The organism is Streptomyces sp. NRRL F-5126 (genome assembly GCF_000721265.1).
Classification (GTDB): domain Bacteria; phylum Actinomycetota; class Actinomycetes; order Streptomycetales; family Streptomycetaceae; genus Streptomyces.
Map to the genome: position 1 here is coordinate 423,146 of NZ_JOFZ01000002.1, position 16,386 is coordinate 439,531.

19 protein-coding genes are annotated in these 16,386 nt (G+C 72.8%); 11 read left to right on the forward strand and 8 right to left on the reverse strand.

The window, feature by feature from the left end:
• From IH48_RS0106110 to IH48_RS0106125, 4 genes are all read right to left on the reverse strand, one after another.
• On the reverse strand, positions 1-261 hold the full coding sequence (locus IH48_RS0106110; protein WP_051839251.1) for a hypothetical protein: 261 nt from the start codon (positions 259-261) through the stop codon (positions 1-3).
• 1 nt (position 262) lies between these two features.
• Positions 263-1,306, reverse strand: coding sequence for an NrfD/PsrC family molybdoenzyme membrane anchor subunit (gene nrfD, locus IH48_RS0106115; RefSeq protein WP_107059246.1), 1,044 nt, complete (start codon positions 1,304-1,306; stop codon positions 263-265).
• The gene (locus IH48_RS0106120) at positions 1,303-2,343 is read right to left on the reverse strand and encodes a 4Fe-4S dicluster domain-containing protein (protein ID WP_051839253.1); all 1,041 of its coding nucleotides are present in this window, start codon (positions 2,341-2,343) and stop codon (positions 1,303-1,305) included. Before IH48_RS0106120 ends, nrfD begins: the two co-directional genes overlap by 4 nt.
• A 403-nt stretch (positions 2,344-2,746) precedes the next feature.
• Positions 2,747-3,853 (reverse strand): MGDG synthase family glycosyltransferase, encoded by a 1,107-nt coding sequence (locus tag IH48_RS0106125; protein ID WP_030900126.1) that lies wholly within the window; start codon positions 3,851-3,853, stop codon positions 2,747-2,749.
• A gap of 413 nt (positions 3,854-4,266) precedes the next feature.
• On the opposite strand from IH48_RS0106125, the gene IH48_RS0106130 reads away from it, so the two are divergent.
• The 3 genes from IH48_RS0106130 (at position 4,267) to IH48_RS0106140 (ending at position 6,906) form a co-directional block, all read left to right on the forward strand.
• Positions 4,267-5,076, forward strand: a complete 810-nt coding sequence (locus IH48_RS0106130; protein WP_030900128.1) for an SDR family NAD(P)-dependent oxidoreductase — start codon at positions 4,267-4,269, stop codon at positions 5,074-5,076.
• 19 nt (positions 5,077-5,095) lie between these two features.
• Positions 5,096-6,109, forward strand: coding sequence for a DMT family transporter (locus tag IH48_RS0106135; RefSeq protein ID WP_030900131.1), 1,014 nt, complete (start codon positions 5,096-5,098; stop codon positions 6,107-6,109).
• Between the two features lie 77 nt (positions 6,110-6,186).
• Positions 6,187-6,906, forward strand: a complete 720-nt coding sequence (locus tag IH48_RS0106140) for a polysaccharide deacetylase family protein (protein ID WP_037841143.1) — start codon at positions 6,187-6,189, stop codon at positions 6,904-6,906.
• A 63-nt stretch (positions 6,907-6,969) separates the two neighbouring features.
• Here the strand turns inward: IH48_RS0106140 and IH48_RS0106145 are convergent, their stop codons facing one another.
• Complete coding sequence (locus IH48_RS0106145; protein ID WP_051839255.1) at positions 6,970-7,872, reverse strand: DMT family transporter; 903 nt, start codon at positions 7,870-7,872, stop codon at positions 6,970-6,972.
• A gap of 327 nt (positions 7,873-8,199) precedes the next feature.
• On the opposite strand from IH48_RS0106145, the gene IH48_RS0106150 reads away from it, so the two are divergent.
• From IH48_RS0106150 to IH48_RS0106185, 8 genes are all read left to right on the forward strand, one after another.
• Complete coding sequence (locus IH48_RS0106150; protein WP_030900139.1) at positions 8,200-8,640, forward strand: DUF5709 domain-containing protein; 441 nt, start codon at positions 8,200-8,202, stop codon at positions 8,638-8,640.
• Positions 8,641-8,703: 63 nt separating this feature from the next.
• Positions 8,704-9,312, forward strand: a complete 609-nt coding sequence (locus IH48_RS0106155) for a sulfite oxidase-like oxidoreductase (RefSeq protein WP_030900141.1) — start codon at positions 8,704-8,706, stop codon at positions 9,310-9,312.
• Positions 9,282-10,037 carry a ferredoxin reductase gene (locus IH48_RS0106160; RefSeq protein ID WP_030900145.1) on the forward strand — a complete coding sequence of 252 codons (756 nt, stop codon included), beginning with the start codon at positions 9,282-9,284 and terminating at the stop codon, positions 10,035-10,037. The genes IH48_RS0106155 and IH48_RS0106160 overlap by 31 nt, the downstream gene beginning before the upstream one ends.
• A gap of 1 nt (position 10,038) precedes the next feature.
• Positions 10,039-10,326, forward strand: coding sequence for a DUF6510 family protein (locus tag IH48_RS0106165; RefSeq protein ID WP_030900148.1), 288 nt, complete (start codon positions 10,039-10,041; stop codon positions 10,324-10,326).
• 60 nt (positions 10,327-10,386) lie between these two features.
• On the forward strand, positions 10,387-10,674 hold the full coding sequence (locus tag IH48_RS0106170; RefSeq protein ID WP_030900150.1) for a hypothetical protein: 288 nt from the start codon (positions 10,387-10,389) through the stop codon (positions 10,672-10,674).
• Positions 10,675-10,833: 159 nt separating this feature from the next.
• On the forward strand, positions 10,834-11,340 hold the full coding sequence (locus IH48_RS0106175) for a sigma-70 family RNA polymerase sigma factor (RefSeq protein WP_030900153.1): 507 nt from the start codon (positions 10,834-10,836) through the stop codon (positions 11,338-11,340).
• 18 nt (positions 11,341-11,358) lie between these two features.
• Entirely contained in the window at positions 11,359-12,090 is a 732-nt protein-coding gene (locus tag IH48_RS0106180) for a hypothetical protein (RefSeq protein WP_158710256.1), read from the forward strand.
• A 142-nt stretch (positions 12,091-12,232) separates the two neighbouring features.
• On the forward strand, positions 12,233-13,054 hold the full coding sequence (locus tag IH48_RS0106185) for a DUF3152 domain-containing protein (protein ID WP_030900158.1): 822 nt from the start codon (positions 12,233-12,235) through the stop codon (positions 13,052-13,054).
• 21 nt (positions 13,055-13,075) lie between these two features.
• Here the strand turns inward: IH48_RS0106185 and IH48_RS0106190 are convergent, their stop codons facing one another.
• The 3 genes from IH48_RS0106190 to gcvH form a co-directional block, all read right to left on the reverse strand.
• Entirely contained in the window at positions 13,076-14,473 is a 1,398-nt protein-coding gene (locus tag IH48_RS0106190) for an L-serine ammonia-lyase (protein WP_030900159.1), read from the reverse strand.
• 165 nt (positions 14,474-14,638) lie between these two features.
• Complete coding sequence (glyA, locus tag IH48_RS0106195; protein WP_030900162.1) at positions 14,639-15,901, reverse strand: serine hydroxymethyltransferase; 1,263 nt, start codon at positions 15,899-15,901, stop codon at positions 14,639-14,641.
• Between the two features lie 53 nt (positions 15,902-15,954).
• Positions 15,955-16,332 carry a glycine cleavage system protein GcvH gene (gene gcvH / locus IH48_RS0106200; protein ID WP_030900164.1) on the reverse strand — a complete coding sequence of 126 codons (378 nt, stop codon included), beginning with the start codon at positions 16,330-16,332 and terminating at the stop codon, positions 15,955-15,957.
• Between the last annotated feature and the right edge of the window lie 54 nt (positions 16,333-16,386).

The window sequence follows — 16,386 nt, forward strand, 5'->3', positions numbered from 1 at the left end:
TCACTGCTCCTCGTTCTGCCTGCGCGCTGCCGCGCGGCGCATGGGCTTGTCGTCGGCGGCCCGTTGCTTGAGCCACCGCGCGACCACCGCCGCCGTCGGTGAAGCGGGGTTCCCGGCCGGCCTGGGACTGCCGCCGCCGTCGGCGGGCAGCCCGGTGGCGATCATGTACGCCTGCCCTGCGGGCACCCCGAGACGGCGGGCGGCCTCCTCGTAGCCGAGCCGGGAGTCCAGCAGTCGCATGACCTGTTCGCGCGTGGGCATCTCAGGCGCCTCCCGCCCGCTCGGCCCGCTGCCTTTCGGCCTCGTCAAGGCGCTCGCGCTGCGGCACCACCACGTACTTGGGGTCCTCCGTGGAAGCGACCCCCGCGTGGAAGACGCCGAAGCGCAGCGCGGCCGAGCCGCAGAGCAGCGCCGTGCCCGCGGCCGCCGCGGCGACGCGGCTGCGGCGTCCGGCCGTCAGCGCCAGCACGGCCCCGGCGCCGCTCAGCGCCTCCGAAGCGTGCATCAGCCGGCCGGCCTTGCCCTGCTCGAAGGTCTCGGAGGCGATCCCCATCCGCTGCTTCATCACCTGAATCGCGGCCAGTTCGAGGGCCGTGCCGAAGGCGGCCATGCGCCGTGCGGGGCCCGCCTCGCCGACCCGCGCGGCCAGCATGCCGAGGCCGCCGGCGGCGCTCGCGCCCGAGCCGACGAAGGCGAACGGCAGTTCGCGGTAGCCCTCGTGCCACGACGGCGCGGCCGTGTCCGCCAGCAGCACCGCGGTGTACGCGGCCACCGCGGGGCCGAGCGCCGCCGCGCCCGCCGTCGCCGCGGTGCCCACGGGCCGCAGCCTGCCCGTCAGGTCGGAGGCGGTGGCGGCGGCGGCCAGCGGCGCATAGCCGCTGAGCAGCCAGGAACCCACGCTCATCGGGGACGTCGGCTTGAACACCCTGAGCATGTTGAGGAAGCGGGCAGGCCGCCCCAGGTCGTGGACGAGCGCCGCGAGCGACAGGGAGATCGCCCCGAAGGCACCGGCCTTGGCGGCGCGAGCGAGCCCCGGCCGCCCGGTGGCCTGGGCGCCGGCCGCCAGCGCCGACGAACCGCCCGCCAGGCCGCCGAGGAACAGGTAGCCGGCGATGTCCATCGGCTTCCAGGTGGGCTTGTTGAGCACGGGCTTGCCGTAGTACGAGGAGAACTTCGCCTTCGGCACCATGGGTTCCTCGCCGCCGCGCCTGCGGCGCCTGTGCCGCCCGGCGGCCTTGCCCGTCAGCGCCTCCCTGCCCGGGCTCGCGCCCTTCACGCCCTCGCGCGTCACGTCCGAGCGGCTCATCGGGACCTCCGGAGGAAGCAGGCGGCCGCGCCCGCGGCCAGGGTCAGGGCCGCGGCGCCCGCACAGCGCCACATCCGAGGCAGGTCACGCGTCGTCACGACGGGGTCGGGCGGCAGGCCGTACACCTCGGGCCGGTCGAGCAGGAGGAAGAAGGCGCCGTCACCGCCGACGCCGTCGCCCGGGTCCTCGCCGTACAGCCGAGCGTCGGCGACGCCCGCGTCGTGCAACCGGCCGACGCGGGCGGCGGCGCGCTCGCGCAAGTCGTCGAGGGGCCCGAACTGGATGGAGTCCGTGGGGCACGCCTTCGCGCAGGCGGGCTCCATGCCGACGCCCAGGCGGTCGTAGCACAGCGTGCACTTCCACACGCGGCCGTCGTCCTTGCGCTGGTCGATGACGCCGTAGGGGCAGGCGGGCACGCAGTAGCCGCAGCCGTTGCAGATGTCCTCCTGCACCACGACCGTGCCGAACTCCGTGCGGAACAGGGATCCGGTCGGGCAGACGTCGAGGCAGGCCGCGTGGGTGCAGTGCTTGCACACGTCCGAAGACATCAGCCAGCGCAGCTCGGTCCGCCCGTCGGGGGCGATCGGCGAGATCTCGCCGGCCGGCGCGGCCGAGGTCGCCGCGTCCGGCGGCGGGGTGGTCGCCCCGGGTCCTGGGGAGGCCGGGGAGACGCCGAGGCTGCCGGCCGCCGCGAAGATGTCGACGTCGCTGTGGTCGACGCCGGGCTCCTGGCCGCCGAGCGCCTTGCGCTGCTCGATGAACGCGACGTGGCGCCAGGTGTCGGCGCCCAGCCCCTGGGTGTTGTCGTAGGACATGCCGGTCAGTTCCAGGCCGTCCTCGGGAACGGCGTTCCACTCCTTGCACGCGACCTCGCACGCCTTGCAGCCGATGCACACCGAGGTGTCGGTGAAGAACCCCATGCGCGGCGCGTGGTCCGTGTATCCGGCGGCACCGCTGACGTCCGGCTGCGGCCCGTACAGGGTGGCACCGCCCGACCCGAGGACGACCGGCACGCCGCTCGAACCCGTCTCAGCCATCGTGACACCCTCCGTCGGCAACAAAGGCGGGGGCGCGGCCCCGGCACGTCGCTCCATGGGTAACCCCTGAGCGCGGTCGCAAACCAGACGTCCTCCCCACGCCAGGAGCGCGGCACCCGCGCCGAGCAGCGTCGGCAGGAGGAGGGTGACGCCGACGCTCAGGGCCTGCGCGCCGGCCTGCGTCCACGTGCCGTGCCGGGTGACGGCCACCGGGGGATGGCTCCACGGGCCGAGGACGGCCAGGCACGCGAGGCCGCAGGTGGCCGCCGGCGGCGAACGCGGCGGCGGCCGGCACGAGCACCCGCAGCGCGGTCCTCAAGGTCGCGCGGCGGTCGGCGGGGAGCCCGTGGGCCCGCTCGGCGGACTGCCACGCCTGTGCCGGGGCGGATCGACGCGGAAACGTTCATGCGGGGCTCCGTTCGTCCCGCGGTGATGCGCCGTGCCGGGCGGCCAGTTCCTCCAGCGGGGCCACCGGGTCGGCGTCGAACAGCGACCGGCCGGCCGCCGTGCGCCGCGCACGCAGGGGCCCCGGCGCCGTGAGGGCGTCGAGCGAGCGGACCAGCGCCCACGAGTCACGCGCGTAGTCGGTGAACCCCTCCTGCGCCATGCGTCTGACACCCTCGCGCCCGTGCCCGGGGATGGGCCGGTAGCCGATGACCGGCACGCCCGCCGCGAGTGCCTCGAGCGCCGTCTGCCCCGCCGCGTTGTCCACGAGCGCGTGCGCACCGGCCAGTAGGCCCGGCATGTCGTCCGTCCAGCCGACGGCGCGTGCGCCCGGCACGCGCTCGACCTCACGGCGCAGCTCCTCGTTCCTGCCGCACAGGACGACCGGCTCGTACCCGGCGCCCGCCACCCACCGTGCGGTCCGCGCGATGTGCGTGCCGACGCCCCAGGCGCCCGCCGCGATGAGCACGCGGTGGCGGCCGTCCGCCGCGGTGGCCCACGGGTGCGCCGCCGGGCGCAGGAAGCGGCGGGCGACGAGCGGCCCCGACACGGCCGCGGGACGCCCGACGGCCCGCCGCACCTCGTCGGCGATGCCGGGGGTCAGGCACAGATGCAGGTCGTTGCCCGGGTGGAGCCACTGCCGGTGCGCGGCGAAATCCGTGATGACGACGGCGCTGCCGGCGCCCAGCCGGCCGCGGGCCCGGAGCCCGCCCGTCAGCTGGGCCGCCAGGTGGAAGACGGGCACGACGACGTCGAAAGCGCCCTGCCCGACGATGTCGAGCAGGGGCGCGTCGGCCAGGGTGGCGAGCGGGCTGCTGCCCGGTCTCGGCCCTTCCCCCGACCGGAAGAACGTCGCGTAGATGCCCGCGTATACGGCCGGAGCATGGTGGATGACCGTGCGGTAGAACGTGCGTACGGCGCCGCCGACCCCCGCGGGGAGCAGGTCGAGGACATCGACGCGCACGCATCCGTGCCCCCGCGCGCGCAGCCGTCCGGACAGTTCCGCGGCCACCGCGTCGTGCCCCGAGCCCATGCTCGCGCTCAGCACCAGGAAGCGTCGCCCCATCCGCCCTCTCCCTCCGTCCTTCCCCCTCGCCTTCGGCCAGTCGGCCGTCGCGGGCTGCTTCGTACGCGGTATTGCCGTCCGATCCCCATTGGCCCGCCCGGGGTACGGGGGAGTCTTCGCGTGGAGCACTGTCTCCGTATCCGAGGAGGAACGGCATGGTCACCCCCGGCCTCGATGTCCTGCCGGTGTATCCGCGCCGGCGGCGCTTCAAACCGATCGTCCCGCGTCACGCCCGCGGTCGCCGCCCGTGGGCGGATGCGTCCTCCCGGCGGGTTTGCGACCGGTGAAAACGGTCAACTCGACGTCGTCCGCGGATCGAGTGGCCACAGCGCGACGGCCGGGCGGTCCCGTCGTGTCCCCGGCGTGCGGTGGCTGAGCGCCGCGGCCGGGCCAACCCGTCTGAGGAGGGCGTCGTGACGCGAGCTCTGCCCGGTCCCGACTACCGGGATGCCGCTCCGACCGCTGCCGGCCGCCGCACGTCGACGGGGGTGGCCCTGGTGACCGGTGCCTCCTCCGGCATCGGGGCCGCCGTCTCACGGCGCATGGCGGCGGGCGGCTGGGACCTGCTGGTCACCGGCCGCGACGCCGAGCGCCTGCACGAGGTCGCCGCCGCCACATCCGGGGTCGCGCTGCCCGCCGATCTGTCCTCTCCCGACGGCGCACGCGCGCTGGTGTCGAGCGCGTTCGCCACCACCGACCGGATCGACCTGCTCGTGGCCGGGGCCGGCGTCGGCTGGGCCGGACCCTTCGCGGCCATGCCGGCCGCCGCCGTCGACCGGGTGGTCTCCGTCGACCTCACGTGCGTACTGCACCTGGTGCGGCTCGTCCTGCCGCACATGCTCGCGGAGAAGCGCGGCCACATCGTGCTCGTCGGGTCCGTCGCGGGCACGCTCGGGGTGCGGGAGGAAGCCGTCTACTCCGCGGCCAAGGCCGCGATCTGCGTCTTCGCCGACGCCCTGAGGTACGAGCTGCGGGGTACGGGCGTACGGGTGACGCACGTCGTGCCCGGCGTGGTCGACACCCGGTTCTTCGAGCGGCGCGGCCGCCCGTACACGCGCGCACGCCCGCGCCCCGTGCCGGCCGAACAGGTGGCCGACGCGGTCTGGGACGCGCTGGTGCACGGACGGGACGAGGTGTACGTACCCGCCTGGCTCCAGTGGCCGCGCAGGGTCCGAGGCGTCGCCCCGACCGTCTACCGGCGGCTCGCCGCCCGGTTCGGATGAGGATGGGGACGACCGGAAGATGAACGCCCTCAGCGTCGTGCTGGCGCTGATCGCCGCGATGACCAACGGTGGTGCCTCGGTGCTGCAGCGCCGCGCCGCCATCGAGCAGAAGGACCAGGAGAACCGGGACGGACAACGGAGGGGGGACGCGGACGGGGGCGGGGACAGCGTCGCGGAGGAGGGCGGAGACGGAGGCCGAGACCGCAGGAGGTCGCCGTCGCCCGTACGCTCCGGGCTCGCCCGCCTGGTCGACCTGCTGCACCGCCCCTACTGGCTGACCGGCACCGCCGCGCTCGTGGTGTCCGGAGGGTGCCAGGCCGGTGCGCTGGCCGTCGGACGGCTCTCGGTGGTGCAGCCACTGCTCGCCACGGAGCTCCTGTTCACCCTGGTCATCGGCAGCATCGTCTTCCACCACACACCCGATCGCAGGACGTGGCTGTCGTTCCTGATGCTCGCCGTGGGCCTCGGCACGTTCCTGATCTCGGCCTCGCCCACGGCGGGGACCGCCACCTCCGACGCCGGGCGGTGGCTGCCGACCGGCGCCTGCGTGGCCGCGGTCATCGCCCTGCTGCTCCTTGCCGCGAGCCGGTTCGGCGGCTCACCGCGGGCTGCGCTGCTCGGCTGCGCGTCGGCCGTCTCGTTCTCCGCGACGGCGGCGTTCATGAAGGAGGTCACGGGCAGGCTGGGGGAGGGCTGGGTCCAGTTGCTGACGACCGGCTACCTCTACGTGGGGTGCGCGGTCGGGCTGTTGAGTTTCCTGCTGCTGCAGAGCGCCCTGCGGGCGGGGTCGCTGGCCGCGTCGCAGCCGGCGCTCACCCTGGGCGACGCCATGTCGAGCGTCGTCCTGGGCTGGGCCCTGTTCCAGGAGCGCGTCATGGGAGGCCTCGACGTCCTGCCCGAGGTCCTCGGCGTCTGCCTGATGGTCCTCGGGGCTGTCGGCCTCTCGCGCTCGCCCGCGGTGGCGGGGAACTGGGACACCACCGAGGACGCGGCCGAGGGTGCCGCGACACGAGAGGAGACGAGCCGGAAGTGACCAGGACAACGGCGGCCCGCGCCCGCGAGCCGCACGCATCAGTGGTCCGCGCGCGACGGCGCACGACGGTCCGCGACCTGGCAGGGCCGGCCGCGGCCGCGTCGCTGCTCGCCCTCGCGGCCCACGTCCTGCCCGCCGGCACCTGGCTGCACGGGCCGCGCAGGAGGCTGCTGCCGGGGCTCGCGGGCATCGGGCACCCCGGGCACGTGGCACTCACCTTCGACGACGGGCCCGACCCCGCCAGCACACCGCTCTTCCTCGACGCCCTTGACGCCCTCTCGGTGCGCGCCACCTTCTTCGTGCTCGGCGAGAGTCTGGCCCACTACCCGGAGCTCGGCCGGGAGACGGTGCGCCGTGGCCACGAGCTGGCCGTGCACGGCTGGACCCACTCGCGTCCCTGGATGCCGGCCCCCGCACGCGATGCCCGCGAGGTCGCGCGGGCCGCGCGGACCGTCAGGCACGTGAGCGGCGAGGACCCTCGCTGGTACCGGCCGCCCTACGGCATCCTCACCGGCGGACGCTGGTACGCCGCCGCGCGCGCCGGGCTGCGGCCCGTGCTGTGGAGCGCGTGGGGGCGGGACTGGACGGCCGACTGCACACCCGCATCGGTCGTGAGGACGGTGGAACGCGACCTCGCGGGCGGCGGAACACTGCTGCTGCACGACACGGACCGGACGTCGGCACAGGGGTCCTGGCACGCCACCCTGGACGCCCTGCCAGGCCTGGTGCGCGGCGTCAGGGAAGCGGGCCTCGCGGTGGGCACCCTGTCGGAGCACTGGGACGCGCCCGCGCCCTGACTGCGGGCCGGGCCCGGCCGGGAGCTCGCCCGGGTCGGCCCCGGGCCCACTCCGGTCCCGGGCTCATTCGCGGTCCTCCGCGGGGGGCCTGCCGGTGCGCGCCGGCGGATCGGCCTGCTGCTGCGGGCTCCCGGGCAGCATCGGGTGGCGTCCCAGCAGGAAGACACCCGCGACGACGGCGGCGAGCCCGGCGGCCTCCCCGGCGAGGGCGCCCGGGGTGGTGCGGACGGTGTCGCCGAGGAAGCCGATGCCGCAGGCGATGCCGATGAGGGGTTCGCTCGCGGTGAGGGACGGCAGTGACATGCGCAGGGGCCCGGTCTCGAAGGCGCTCTGCACGAGCATGAGGCCCGTGACGGCCGCCGCGATGACGCCGTAGGGCTGCCAGGTGAGCAGCAGGCCGCTGACTCCCTTTTCGTCGAAGTTCTGGGTGGAGACGCGGGTGAGCGCGTCCTGCAGCCCGTAGAGCGTGCCCGCGGCGGCGGCGAGCAGGGGCGGCTCCAGAGCCGTGGCCCGGCGGGCGAATGCCACCAGAAGGAGCACCACGGCCAGGACACTGCCGACGACGAGCCAGTGGCGCAGCGCGCCCGCGTCGTGGGTCGACCCCGAGGGGCGGCCGGCGATCATGAACGCGGCGACGCCGCCGCTGAGGAGCACGACCCCCGTCCATCCGGTGATGCCGAGGCGCTGCCCGGTGAGCCGGCGGGCGAGGGCCATCGCGAAGATCAGATTGGTGCTCAGCAGCGGCTCGACGGCGCTGAGTTCTCCGTGGTCGAGCGCGAGGACGCTGACGAGTTGCCCGGCGACCATGCAGCCGATGCCCGCCAGCCACAGCGGGACCTTGACCAGGTCGAGGAGGAGGCGGAAGGACAGGACGTCCGCCGCGGGGGCGCGTTCGGCGGCGTGCTGCTGGAGTACGAACGCCAGGCCGAGCAGGCAGGCGGCCGTCAGACCGTATACGTACAGCACAACAGCCTCCTCGCAGGTCGGTCGCGGGCCATTGCCACCGGGCACCGGCCGGCCGGTGCCGCGTGGCCTGCACGGCGACGATACGAGCTACCGCCCGTGCCCCCCGGTAGCCGGGCCCGAACATCCGAGGACTGAGCCGATTGCCCCGCCCGGCGCCCCACCTGGGTACCCGCATGCTCGCGCGGCATCCACGGACAGGAGGGCAACCATGGCGGCAGCGGATCGCGGGAACGCGGTAAGACCTCCTGCCCGCACGACACGAATGTGGTGTGAGCTGTGCGAGGAGTGCGTTCTCCTCGGAGGTGTCAGCGAGAACGGGAGGACGTCATGGGAGACGGCGAGCAGGAGAACGGACTTCTGCGATCCCAGGAAGAACTGGACGAGGACGAGATAGGCGACTACCTCGACGCCGGCTACTCGCCGGCCGAGCGTCCCCTGGCCGTACGGGAGTGGGGCATCACCGAGCGGGAGTCGCACGGCCACGAGTCCTTGTCGCGGCGCCTCGCCCGGGAGGAGAAGCCCGTCGACCGCCTGGAGGGCGAGGGCGACTTCCCCGGGGACACCACCGACACGGACGGAGAGATCATCGACGACCAGGTCGGCGCGGAGCGCTCCGGACGCCTCGTGGCGTGGGACACGGACGTCACGGGCGTCGCCTACGACGGTGACGACTACTGGGCCAGGGATGTGGGGACGGACGGCGGCGCGGCATCGGCGGAGGAGTCGGCCGTCCACATCGTCGACCCGGACCAGTACGGCTCACGGTGACGTCCGCCAGAGTTAAGAATCCATACATAATGGGAAAAGCTCCCATATCGCTGATCCCTGAGGATGGTGGGTGCAGTGGTCATTTCGCGCGGATTTCACGGCAGGCGGCCGCCTGCCGGCAGGAAACTGCCGCCCGGCCAGTACGAGACCACCGGATTCCCGGTGCTCTCCGCCGGGCCGACGCCGCGTCTCTCGGCGGCTGACACAGAACTGAGCGTCACGGCCGAAACCGGCCGGCGCCACACGTGGCGATGGGCGGACCTGATGGCCCTGCCCTCGGAGCGCCCCACGGTGGACCTGCACTGCGTGACGAAGTGGTCCAAGTTCGAAACGAGCTGGGAGGGCATTTCCCTGGACGTCCTCCTCGCGGACGTGGAGACGGACGCCGAGTACACGCTCGTGTCGTCCCACGGCGGCTACACCACGAATCTCCCGCTGGAGGACCTCCTCGACGGTAAGGCGTGGATCGTGCACACCTACGAGGGCGAGCCGCTGGCGCCCGAGCACGGTGGTCCCCTCAGGCTGCTCGTCCCCCACCTGTACCTGTGGAAGTCCGCGAAATGGCTGCGGAGCATTGAGCTCCGTGACGAAGACGAACCCGGCTTCTGGGAAACCGCCGGCTACCACGACTACGGAGACCCATGGCGCGAGCAACGGTACAGGGGAGACTAGGCGAGCGACTCCGCTGGAGGACGGCCGAGGTCGTCGGGCGCCGCAGCGAGTACGCCGAAGCCACGACGCTGATGCTGAAGGTGCCCGACTGGCCGGGTCACCTCGCGGGCCAGCACGTCGATGTGCGGCTGACGGCCGAGGACGGCTACTCGACCCAGCGGAGCTACTCGGTGGCGTCGACGCCCGAGCCCGGACACCTCGAACTCACCGTGCAGTCACTGCCCGACGGCGAGGTGTCGCCCTATCTGGCCCACGACATGGCCGTCGGCGACCTTCTCGAACTGAGGGGACCGGTCGGCGGCTGGTTCGTGTGGCGCCCGGAACAGGAGGAACCCGTCCTGCTCGTGGCAGGCGGATCCGGCCTTGTGCCGCTCATGTCCATGATCCGTGCCCGCGGCTCCTCCGGCGGGCGTACGCCCTTCCGGCTGCTGTACTCCCTCCGTTCACCTGCGCACGGCCTCTACGCGAAGGAACTGCGAGAGGGCCTGCCGGGACTGGACGTGACGTACCTGTACACCCGCGAGGCGCCGGAGGGCGCGAAGCGGGAGCCGGGCCGTATCGTCCCGTCCGATCTCGTCGAACACGGCTGGCCGGCGGAGTTCGCGCCGACGTGCTACGTGTGCGGGCCGACGGCCTTCGCCGAGAAGGCGTCCGCCTATCTCGTCCTTCTGGGGCATTCCCCCGAGCGTGTGCGTGTGGAGCGATTCGGCGGCACAGGAGAGTGACATGACGTCAGAAGAGCACCTGCCCGACGGCCACGTGGACGGCAACGCCCTGGCCGGGCCCCTGGCCGAGGTCTTCACGGCCGACGTCACCATCGCGCGGAGCGAATGCACCCATTGCGGCGCCACGGGGCCGGTGGCCCGGCTGCTCGTGTACCGGGACGCGCCCGGCCTTGTCGCACGCTGCCAGGAGTGCGGCCAGGTCGTCCTGCGCTACGTCCGCACGCCGGGCGCGGCCCATCTGGACATGCGCGGCACGGTGACACTCACGTTTTCCCTTGCGCCGGAGTGAGCGCGCTCGCGCACCCGGCGAACGACAGCCGAAGCCCGATCGCCCCGAGAGGTGGGCCCAATGGTCACGTGGAGTCACGTATCACCCGGTGAGGTCCAGCGAGCCATCGAAGAGTACGACCGCCTGGGAGCGGAGCAGTTCTTCTCGGCCCACGGATTCGGTCCTTCGAGGAGCTACGAGCTCGTGAGCGAAGGCCGGCGCTACCCGCACAAGGCCATCCTGGGCACCGCCTACGAATACGCCACCGGTGAGCGGCTGAACCCCGGCGACTTCGAAGGCGGCAAGGCGGGTGCCGTTCGCGTACTCGAGAAGATGGGCTTCGACGTACAGGCCAGAAAGCCCGCCTGACGCCGGGCTCCGGCGCCGGCAGTCCCCTGCGCCCGGCGGGATCGCGCACGCGCGATCCCGCCGGGCGCATAAATTTTGCCCGTCGTGCAACGCGGGCGGGGCCGCCGACGTACAAGAGGTGTCCATGTGGCACGTGCCGACGCCGGAGGGCGCACATCTGTGAGATCGACCAGCGAACAGGACCGGGAGTTCAGCGAGTACGTGAGAAGGCGGCGCACGGAACTCGTGCGCCTGGCGACCCTTCTGCTCTCGGGCGACCCGAACAGGGCGGAGGACGCGGTGCAGGTGGCGCTCACCCGCCTGTATGTCGCCTGGCCCAGAATCCGTCCCATCACCCGGGACGCCTACATACGCCGTTGTGTGGTGAACGCGACGATCGACGATCGCCGCAGCGTGTTCCGCCGCCGTGAGCAGACCCACGCGGACGTCCCCGACGTGGCCGCCGCCGAACTCGAAGTCGTGGACCACGCGAGGCTCGTGACCCTGCTCGACGCGCTGCCGGCCCGGATGCGGGCCGCGGTCGTGCTGCGCTACGTCGAAGGGCTCGATGTGGCCGACACAGCCAAGGCGCTGGGGTGCCGGGAGGGCACCGTCAGAAGCCAGAGCGCACGCGGCCTGGAGCGGCTGCGCGCCAACCTCACCCGTCTCGAAGCCGCCCACGTCTGAGGGGAACAGGACCACACCATGGAGGAATCTCCCATGCAGGACGTGATCGACGCGCTCGCGACGCTGCGCACCACGGGCGTTCAGCCCGACGCGGGCACGGAACAGCTCGCCGCGGACCTCGCCCGCGGACATCGCGCGCTGAACCGCCGGCGCAGCCTGCGCATCGCGGGCGCGGGCCTCACGGCCGCGGTCGCGGCCGCCTGTCTGACCGCCGCCGTGAGCGGGCCCTTCGGCGGGTCGACGCCCGGCGTGGCGGCGCGGCACACCTCGCCGGCCCCGGTGTCGCGGGCCGCGCGGTCCGGGGCTCCGCAGTCGCCGGTGCCGTCCGGCTCCCTGCAGCTCGCGGCCTACACCGGCGCGCAGCCGGCCGGGTTCAGGGTCACCACGCTGCCGGCGGGCTGGAAGGTGCGTTCGGTGAGCCAGTACGACTTCGTCGCCGTGCCGCCGGGGACGCCCGAGCGAACGATGCCGCAGGGCGCCGTCTACCTCGCCGACGGCATCGCCGTGTCGTTGCAGGGCGCTTCCCGGTTCTCCGCCGGCGAGTCCTTGAAGAAGGTGAGCGTGCGGGGCAGGACGGGCCGACTGGGACTCACCGCGGACAAGACGGCCAAGTGGCTGATCTTCCCGTCCACCGCGGGCCGGAAGGTCCTGATCCAGGTGCCCGTCGAGCTGGGCCTGACCGACGCCCAGATCGTCCGGTTCGCGCAGGGGGTCTCCGCCACCGGCGACGCGAAGCCCACGGGCGGCTGAGTCCCTGGGCTCTCGCCGTGCAACGTCAGGCGCGCCGGCGTCGTAGAAGAGATGCCCGGGGGACCTGCGCCGACGACGAGGGATGCACCACTGTGAGAGCGACAACTGAACGGGACCGTGAGTTCGGCGAATGCGTGAGCGCATGACGCGCCGAAGGGGATCGTCCCATCGGCGCGCCCCCGGGCGCCGGCGGCCCCTGCTCGGCGCGCTGGCGGCCGTCGTCCTGGTCGGCGGAGCCTCGTTGCTGGTCAACGGGGTACGCACCGACACGTCGAGTGGGTCGCCGCGCCCCGGGGGCCGGACACACATCGCGGCGTCCGGGCCGAACGCCCCCGCATCCTCACCGGCACCGCACTCCCCGTCCCCGAGCCCGACGGACACCCGGATCAAGGTCCCGGCGACCGGCCCGGGCACCTTCGAAACGGCCCGGGCGTCCGGTGCGAAGGTCGGCCACGGGGCGAAGCTGCTGCGCTACAAGGTCGAGGTCGAGGACGGCGTCGACGTGTCGCCGACGCAGGCGGCGAACGAGATAGCCGACATACTCGCGGCCCCCCGTGGCTGGACCGCCAACGGGACCTCCTCGTTCGAGCTGGTGAGTTCGCCGCCCTTCGACCTCGTGGTGAAGATCGCGACACCGGGCACGACGGACGCCCTGTGCTGGGCGGGGATCCACCAGGACACCGAGGGCGAGTACGACTGCGAGGTGCCGGGCGGCGTGGTGGTGAACCTCAAACGCTGGGTCGAGGGCTCACCCACGTTCGACGGGCCGATCCACGACTACCGTGCACTGATCATCAACCACGAGATGGGCCACTTCCTGGGCTTCCAGCACCAGACCTGCCCGGGGAAGGGCCGCCTGGCGCCGGTGATGATGCAGCAGATCAAGGGGCTGCACGGATGCGTGGCCAACGCCTGGCCCTATGACAAGAGCGGCCACTTCGTCTCGGGCCCGCCGGCCGGGTGAAACGTCACCCCGGCTCGGCCATCAGCACTCGATGATGTTCACCGCGAGCCCGCCCCGCGCCGTCTCCTTGTACTTGACCGACATGTCACGGCCCGTGTCCCTCATCGTCTTGATGACCTTGTCGAGGGAGACCTTGTGGCTGCCGTCGCCGCGCAGCGCCATCTTCGCGGCCGTCACGGCCTTCACGGCCGCCATGCCGTTGCGCTCGATGCAGGGGATCTGGACCAGGCCGCCGACCGGGTCGCACGTCAGGCCGAGGTTGTGCTCCATGCCGATCTCGGCCGCGTTCTCCACCTGCTCGGGGCTGCCACCGAGCACCTCGGCGAGCGCGCCCGCCGCCATGGAGCACGCCGAGCCGACCTCCCCCTGGCAGCCGACCTCGGCGCCCGAGATGGACGCGTTCTCCTTGAACAGCATGCCGATGGCGCCCGCGGCGAGCAGGAAGCGGACGACGTCGTCGTCGCGCTCCCGCTGCGTCGCGCCGTGCGCGCAGAAGTTCATGTAGTAGTGCAGGACGGCCGGGATGATGCCCGCCGCGCCGTTGGTGGGCGCGGTGACGACGCGGCCGCCCGCCGCGTTCTCCTCGTTCACGGCCATCGCGTAGAGGGTGATCCACTCCATGGCGTGTGTGTGCGGGTCGCCCTCGGCGCGCAGCTGGCGCGCGGAGTGCGCGGCGCGCCTGCGCACCTTCAGGCCGCCGGGGAGGTTGCCCTCGCGGGTCATGCCCCGGTTGACGCACGCCTGCATGACCTGCCAGATCTCCAGCAGGCCCGCCCTGACCTCGTCCTCGGTGCGCCAGGCCAGCTCGTTCTCCATCATCATCGCGGAGATCGAGAGACCGGTCTCGCGGGAGAGCCGCAGCAGCTCGTCGCCGGTCCTGAAGGGGTGCTTGAGCACCGTGTCGTCCAGCTTGATCGGGTTGTCGCCGGCCTTCTCCCCGTCGAGGACGTCCTGGTCCACGACGAAGCCGCCGCCGACCGAGTAGTACGTCTTCTCCAGCAGCACCTCGCCCGCCGCGTCGCGCGCCGTGCACGTCATGCCGTTGGCGTGGTACGGCAGCCGCTTGCGGCGGTGCAGGACCAGGTCGGTGTCCGGATCGAACGGGACCTCGTGCACGCCGAGCAGGTTCAGGGCGCGGCCTGTGGAGATACGTTCCGCCTCCTCGTCCGCGTGCTCCACGTCGACCGTGCGCGGCGCGTTGCCCTCAAGCCCGAGCAGCACCGCCTTCGGCGTGCCGTGCCCGTGGCCGGTCGCGCCCAGTGACCCGTACAGCTCGGCATGCACCGACGCGACGTGGACCAGCAGCCCCTCGTTCTTGAGGCGGGTGGCGAACATGCGCGCCGCGCGCATCGGGCCGACCGTGTGGGAACTGGACGGGCCGATGCCGATCGAGAACAGGTCGAAGACCGAGATGGCCACGGGGTAACTCCTTGCTGGTCGGTAGACGCCGTTGTCTGCCATGTGGGGCATGCGTGCGGGCGCCGCGGCGCACGGGCCGCGGACACGCACAGGCGCACGGCGGGGCACCGCACACCACACTCCAGTGTGCGCGATGCCCCCCGTGGACGTGCGGTGACGAGACCGCTACAGGCTGGCGTACAGCGGGTGCCGCGCGGCGAGCGCCGCCACCCTCGCCGCCAGCGCGTCGCGGTCGAACTCGGGCTTCAGCGCCTCGGCGATGACGTCCGCCACCTCGGCGAAGTCCGCTTCCCCGAAGCCGCGGGTGGCCAGCGCCGGGGTGCCGATCCTCAGGCCCGAGGTCACCATGGGCGGCCGCGGGTCGTTCGGGACCGCGTTGCGGTTGACGGTGATGCCGACCTCGTGCAGCCGGTCCTCGGCCTGCTGCCCGTCGAGCTGCGAGTTCCTGAGATCGACCAGGACGAGGTGGACGTCCGTGCCGCCCGAGAGGACGGAGACGCCGTGCTCGGCGACGTCGGCACGCACCAGCCGCTCGGCGAGGATGCGCGCGCCGTCGAGCGTGCGCTGCTGGCGCTCCTTGAAGTCGTCGGACGCGGCGACCTTGAAGGCGACCGCCTTGCCCGCGATGACGTGCTCGAGCGGGCCGCCCTGCTGGCCGGGGAAGACCGCGGAGTTGATCTTCTTCGCCAGCTCGGCCGTCGAGAGGATCACACCGCCGCGCGGGCCGCCCAGCGTCTTGTGCGTCGTCGTGGTCACCACGTGCGCGTGCGGCACCGGGTTCGGGTGCAGCCCCGCGGCGACGAGCCCCGCGAAGTGCGCCATGTCGACCATCAGGTACGCGCCGACCTCGTCGGCGATCCGGCGGAACGCGGCGAAATCCAGCTGCCGCGGGTACGCCGACCAGCCGGCCACGATGAGCTTCGGACGCGACTCCTTGGCGAGGCGCTCCACCTCGGCCATGTCGACCTGGCCCGACTCGCCGTCCACGTGGTAGGGGACCACGTTGTACAGCTTGCCGGAGAAGTTGATCTTCATGCCGTGGGTCAGGTGCCCGCCGTGGGCGAGGTTCAGGCCCATGATCGTGTCGCCGGGCTTCAGCAGCGCGAACATCGCGGCCGCGTTGGCCTGCGCGCCCGAGTGCGGCTGCACGTTGGCGTGCTCGGCGCCGAACAGCGCCTTCACCCGGTCGATGGCGAGTCGCTCGACCACGTCGACGTGCTCGCAGCCGCCGTAGTAGCGGCGGCCCGGGTAGCCCTCCGCGTACTTGTTGGTGAGGACCGAGCCCTGGGCCTCCATGACGGCGACCGGGGCGAAGTTCTCCGAGGCGATCATCTCCAGCGTGGACTGCTGGCGGTGCAGCTCGGCGTCGACGGCGGCGGCGACGTCGGGGTCGAGCTCGTGCAGCGGGGTGTTCAGGAGGGAAGACAAAGCGGATCAGTCCCTGGTGTCGGCCGGTCCGTGACCGGGCGCGGGTCGGCGGGTCAGTTGCCGGCGAAGTCGGTGTACTCGTCGGCCGAGAGCAGGCCCTCCGGCTCCTCGGAGACGCGGACCTTGAAGAGCCAGCCGCCCTCGAAGGGGGCCGTGTTGACCAGCGACGGGTCGTCGGAGACGTCCTGGTTCACCGCCGTGACCTCGCCGTTCACCGGCGAGTAGAGGTCGCTGACCGACTTGGTGGACTCCAGCTCGCCGCAGGTCGCACCCGCGGACACCGTGTCCCCCACGTCGGGGAGCTGCACGTACACGACGTCGCCGAGGGCGTTCGCCGCGAACTCCGTGATGCCGACCGTCGACACGCCGTCCTCGGCGGTCGTCAGCCACTCGTGTTCCTTGCTGTAACGCAGCTGCTGCGGGTTGCTCATGAGGTGCATTCTCCTGTACGCGGGTGGGCGGCCGCGAGCGGCCGGGTGGTGGTG

Excerpts from the sequence above, each read along its gene's own strand:
- IH48_RS0106155 (WP_030900141.1), top strand. The coding sequence starts at position 8,704 with ATGGTGGGTGCAGTGGTCATTTCGCGCGGATTTCACGGCAGGCGGCCG.
- IH48_RS0106150 (WP_030900139.1), top strand. The coding sequence starts at position 8,200 with ATGGGAGACGGCGAGCAGGAGAACGGACTTCTGCGATCCCAGGAAGAA.
- IH48_RS0106185 (WP_030900158.1), top strand. The coding sequence starts at position 12,233 with ATGACGCGCCGAAGGGGATCGTCCCATCGGCGCGCCCCCGGGCGCCGG.
- nrfD (WP_107059246.1), bottom strand. The coding sequence starts at position 1,306 with ATGAGCCGCTCGGACGTGACGCGCGAGGGCGTGAAGGGCGCGAGCCCG.
- IH48_RS0106160 (WP_030900145.1), top strand. The coding sequence starts at position 9,282 with ATGGCGCGAGCAACGGTACAGGGGAGACTAGGCGAGCGACTCCGCTGG.
- IH48_RS0106180 (WP_158710256.1), top strand. The coding sequence starts at position 11,359 with ATGGAGGAATCTCCCATGCAGGACGTGATCGACGCGCTCGCGACGCTG.
- IH48_RS0106165 (WP_030900148.1), top strand. The coding sequence starts at position 10,039 with ATGACGTCAGAAGAGCACCTGCCCGACGGCCACGTGGACGGCAACGCC.
- IH48_RS0106120 (WP_051839253.1), bottom strand. The coding sequence starts at position 2,343 with ATGGCTGAGACGGGTTCGAGCGGCGTGCCGGTCGTCCTCGGGTCGGGC.
- IH48_RS0106170 (WP_030900150.1), top strand. The coding sequence starts at position 10,387 with ATGGTCACGTGGAGTCACGTATCACCCGGTGAGGTCCAGCGAGCCATC.
- IH48_RS0106110 (WP_051839251.1), bottom strand. The coding sequence starts at position 261 with ATGCCCACGCGCGAACAGGTCATGCGACTGCTGGACTCCCGGCTCGGC.
- IH48_RS0106125 (WP_030900126.1), bottom strand. The coding sequence starts at position 3,853 with ATGGGGCGACGCTTCCTGGTGCTGAGCGCGAGCATGGGCTCGGGGCAC.
- gcvH (WP_030900164.1), bottom strand. The coding sequence starts at position 16,332 with ATGAGCAACCCGCAGCAGCTGCGTTACAGCAAGGAACACGAGTGGCTG.
- IH48_RS0106135 (WP_030900131.1), top strand. The coding sequence starts at position 5,096 with ATGAACGCCCTCAGCGTCGTGCTGGCGCTGATCGCCGCGATGACCAAC.